Source organism: Stenotrophomonas sp. PS02289, assembly GCF_029960115.1.
Lineage (GTDB): Bacteria > Pseudomonadota > Gammaproteobacteria > Xanthomonadales > Xanthomonadaceae > Stenotrophomonas.
Genome location: NZ_JASCOZ010000292.1, coordinates 1 through 2,751, shown reverse-complemented (window position 1 = coordinate 2,751; position 2,751 = coordinate 1). Strand labels below are relative to the sequence as shown.

The following is a 2,751-nucleotide window of genomic DNA, read 5'->3' as shown; positions in this document are numbered from 1 at the left end:
GCCCAGGCGATGCGTGGGCCGGCCAACGGCCGGCGCTACCGGTCAACGTGACCTTCCGGATTGTCATCCTTCCAAGCGATAATGACGCGGTGACCACCCCTGTTGCCGCATCCTGTACGGGATAGCGGCCTTTTCTTTTCCGCGGGAGCTGCGCATGGCCGAAGCCGTACGCCACGACAAGACGGCACGCCAGCTGCGGCTGTTGTCCGATGCACTGGACAGCGGGCGGCTTGGGCCTGTTCGCCGGCTGGTCAACACCCTGGCTCCGGCCGAGATCGGCAACCTGCTGGAATCGCTGCCGCCGGGCAAGCGCGAAGTGGTGTGGGGTCTGGTCGACCCGGAAGACGACGGCGAGGTGCTCGTCCACGTCGGCGAGGAAGTGCGCGAAAGCCTGCTGGCCGACATGGACCCGGACGAAATCATCGCCGCGGTCGAAGACCTGGACATCGATGACCTGGCCGACCTGGTCGAAGACCTGCCGGACACCGTCATCGACGAAGTCCTCAAGTCGATGGACCGGGAGAACCGCGAGCGGCTGGAACAGGTGCTGTCCTACCCCGAGGACACCGCCGGCCGTCTGATGAACCCGGACGTGGTCACCGTGCGCGCCGACGTCAATGTCGATGTCGTGCTGCGCTACCTGCGCCTGCGTGGCGAGCTGCCCGACCACACCGATCATCTGTTCGTGGTCAGCCGCCGCCACCAGTACCTCGGCCGCCTGTCGCTGGCCGCGCTGGTCACCCACGAGGACAACACCCCGATCAACCGGCTGATCGATGACGAGCAGCCGGCCATCGACGTGGGCGAGAGTGCCGAGGAAGTGGCCCGCCAGTTCTCCGACCATGACTGGGTGTCCGCGCCGGTGGTGGACGACAACAACATCCTGCTCGGCCGCATCACCATCGATGACGTGGTCGACATCATCCGCGCGCAGGCCGAGCACCAGGCCCTGGGCGCGGCGGGTCTGGACGAAGAAGAAGATCTGTTCTCGCCGATCAAGCGCGCCGTGCGCGGCCGCGTGGTCTGGCTGGGCATCAACCTGTGCACCGCGTTCCTGGCCGCCAGCGTGATCGGCCAGTTCGAACTCACCCTGCAGAAAGTGGTGGCGCTGGCCGTGCTGATGCCGATTGTGGCCGGCGTGGGGGGCAATGCCGCAGTGCAGGTGCTGACCCTGATGGTGCGCGGTATCGCGCTGGGCCAGGTCGGCCAGAGCAACGCGCGCATCCTGCTGTGGAAGGAAATGCGGGTGGCGCTGATCAACGGCACCCTGATAGGCACCGTGGTCGGGCTGATCGCCTTCGTCTGGTTCCAGAGCATTCTGCTGTCGGTGGTGATCACGCTGGCGTTGATCATCAACTTCTGTGCAGCGGCGCTGGCCGGCGTGCTGCTGCCGCTGCTGCTCAAGCGCATGAATGTCGACCCGGCGGTGGCCGGCACCGTGGTGGTCACCGCGGTGACCGACGTGATGGGCTTCTTCAGCTTCCTCGGCCTGGCCACTCTCATCCTGCTGCACTGACTTCGGAACCCGCATGGCCGTCACCCTGGACAACTATTTCACCCCTGGCTGGCGCGAGCAGGTGCATACCTGCGCCGCCTGCGAGTGGCAGGGCAGCCCGCGGCAGATGACGATGGAACTGCACGAGGACGAGGCCGAGTTCGACTGCCCCGAGTGCGAGAACCCGATCCTGCTGGTGGTCCACCCCACCCTCGCCCAGGTGCAGGCCGCCGCCGCTGAAGGACACCCCGAGGCCATCGAGCAGTTGGAGATCCTGGCGGCCGCACCCCGCCCGGACTGATGCGCTGCAAGATGCCGTGTCGCAGTGGGTGTCCTAGACTGAAAACGATTTCAGGCGAGGATGGAGCATGGCACGACGTTCGATGGGCTGGCTGCTGTGCGCGGTGGCGCTGCTGATGCTGGCGGGCTGCGCACCCACGCGGGGAGACGCCACCGGCCGATTCGAGGCGCGGGAGGTGCAGGTGGACGGGCGCAGCGTGCACTACCAGGTGTTCATCCCACGCGGGGCGGCTGCACAGACCGGGAAACTGCCGGTGGTGCTGTTCCTGCACGGCTCCGGTGAGCGTGGCAGCGACAACCGCGCACAGACCGAGGCCGGCATCGGACCGTATCTGCGACGGCATGCCGACAGCTTCCCAGCGCTGGTGGTGCTGCCGCAGGTGCCGGACGACGAGGAATGGTCAGGCGACAACAACCGTGCAGCGACTGCGGCACTGGATGCGGTGATCACCGAGTTCGGTGCCGATCCAGGCCGCCAATACCTGACCGGCATGTCGATGGGCGGCTACGGCAGCTGGAACATCGCACTGGACGATCCGCAGCGCTTTGCCGCCATCGTGCCCGTGTGCGGCGCGGTGCTGGTGCCACGCGCCGTGCGCCCTACCCTGTTCGTCGAATCGGTCGCGCGCGAGGCAGACCCGTATGCGGTGATGGCACAGCGCCTGAAGGACACGCCGATCTGGATGTTCCATGGCGCGCTGGATGACGTGGTGAAGCCGGATGACGACCGCCGTTTGAAGGCGGCGTTCGATGCGGTTGGCGCGAAGGATGTGCGGTATACCGAGTATCCGCAAGGCAACCACAACGCGTGGGACGCCACCTACGCGGACGCGCAGATGTGGGCATGGTTGTTCGCCCAGCGTCGGGGGTGACGTCGCGCACTTCGGCACCGCCTGGGCCGGCCAACGGCCGGCGCTACCTGAAGGCGTACGCAAGGGTTGGGTCCCCGGTAGCGC

3 protein-coding genes are annotated in these 2,751 nt (G+C 66.9%); all 3 read left to right on the top strand.

Features of this window, described 5'->3' with window-relative positions:
• Window positions 1-154: 154 nt before the first annotated feature.
• The 3 genes from mgtE to QMX83_RS21065 all read left to right on the top strand — a co-directional run bounded on the left by mgtE (window position 155) and on the right by QMX83_RS21065 (window position 2,667).
• Entirely contained in the window at window positions 155-1,516 is a 1,362-nt protein-coding gene (gene mgtE / locus QMX83_RS21075) for a magnesium transporter (RefSeq protein WP_282298577.1), read from the top strand.
• 13 nt (window positions 1,517-1,529) lie between these two features.
• Window positions 1,530-1,796 (top strand): hypothetical protein, encoded by a 267-nt coding sequence (locus QMX83_RS21070; RefSeq protein WP_282298576.1) that lies wholly within the window; start codon window positions 1,530-1,532, stop codon window positions 1,794-1,796.
• 67 nt (window positions 1,797-1,863) lie between these two features.
• On the top strand, window positions 1,864-2,667 hold the full coding sequence (locus QMX83_RS21065) for a prolyl oligopeptidase family serine peptidase (RefSeq protein ID WP_282298575.1): 804 nt from the start codon (window positions 1,864-1,866) through the stop codon (window positions 2,665-2,667).
• Window positions 2,668-2,751 lie beyond the last annotated feature (84 nt).

Excerpts from the sequence above, each read along its gene's own strand:
- QMX83_RS21070 (WP_282298576.1), top strand. The coding sequence starts at position 1,530 with ATGGCCGTCACCCTGGACAACTATTTCACCCCTGGCTGGCGCGAGCAG.
- QMX83_RS21065 (WP_282298575.1), top strand. The coding sequence starts at position 1,864 with ATGGCACGACGTTCGATGGGCTGGCTGCTGTGCGCGGTGGCGCTGCTG.
- mgtE (WP_282298577.1), top strand. The coding sequence starts at position 155 with ATGGCCGAAGCCGTACGCCACGACAAGACGGCACGCCAGCTGCGGCTG.